Below are 949 nucleotides of genomic sequence, written 5' to 3'. Positions count from 1 at the left end.
TTAGCCGATTTTGAGCAATTTTTAAATACGGAAAATAAGACCGAAGAAAATAAGCAGAAAGATAAAGATCTTTTTAATGGATTTATTTGGGATAAGACCTAAATTTCGCATAAGAGATTTTATGTTAAATAAGATGGAACTTAGACAAAATTTTATTAATAGTTATGCATTCTGCACAGTTAGTTTTAGACCTAAAGCATTTACTACACGATTAATCGTATCAAAACGAGGTGCTGAATCTTGACGGAGTGCTTTGTAAAGTGCTTCACGTCCAATTCCTGCTTCTTTAGCGATTTGAGTCATACCACGAGCTTTAGCAATTACACCAAGTGCATGAGCTAGTTCAGCAGGGTCATTCTCTTCAAGAACCATATTAAGATACATTACAATATCTTCTTCACTCTTAAGTGCTTCTGCCATGTCAAAGCTAGGTAGATCAGCTATTTTAACCATTTTTCAATCCTCTAAAGATTTTGATAAATCAACAGCTCGTTCTATATCCTTTTGCTGTGTAGATTTATCACCACCTCCAAGCATCACAATGATTACATCACCATGTTTGATGTAATACATGCGCCAACCTGGTCCGAAGAACTCTCGCATTTCCCAAACACCTTCTTGAAGATGCTTTACATCGCCCCAATTACCACGCTGAACCTTATCTAATCTTCGATTCAGTTTAAGACGGGTCATACTGTCTTTAATGCTATCTAGCCATTCATCAAATTCAGGGAGACGTTTAATCTCGGTCATGAAAGTTCCTCTTTATTGTATTCGATCGAATACACAACATTATAATGAATATATTTTATGAGTAAATGAAATAATAAGAATATATTTTATCAATTGATTATTTAATAACCTATGTTCTTGGCAAAAGGTATCAAACCTGCTCATAAAAAAGCCGACTTGTTTCTAAGTCGGCTTTTTACTGTTTTTGAAGTCAGTC

At 34.6% G+C, this 949-nt stretch carries 2 protein-coding genes; both read right to left on the bottom strand.

The genetic code is table 11. The features are described 5' to 3' along the window. Positions 1-162: 162 nt before the first annotated feature. Entirely contained in the window at positions 163-453 is a 291-nt protein-coding gene (locus tag AVJ19_RS21150) for an addiction module antidote protein (RefSeq protein WP_004787581.1), read from the bottom strand. 3 nt (positions 454-456) lie between these two features. After that, positions 457-753, bottom strand: a complete 297-nt coding sequence (locus AVJ19_RS21145) for a type II toxin-antitoxin system RelE/ParE family toxin (protein ID WP_004787583.1) — start codon at positions 751-753, stop codon at positions 457-459. Positions 754-949 lie beyond the last annotated feature (196 nt).

Source organism: Acinetobacter sp. CFCC 10889 (assembly GCF_003268395.1).
Lineage (GTDB): Bacteria > Pseudomonadota > Gammaproteobacteria > Pseudomonadales > Moraxellaceae > Acinetobacter.
The sequence above is the reverse complement of the archived record's forward strand: the minus strand, read 5'-3'. Positions and strand labels throughout refer to the sequence as shown.

Excerpts from the sequence above, each read along its gene's own strand:
- AVJ19_RS21145 (WP_004787583.1), bottom strand. The coding sequence starts at position 753 with ATGACCGAGATTAAACGTCTCCCTGAATTTGATGAATGGCTAGATAGC.
- AVJ19_RS21150 (WP_004787581.1), bottom strand. The coding sequence starts at position 453 with ATGGTTAAAATAGCTGATCTACCTAGCTTTGACATGGCAGAAGCACTT.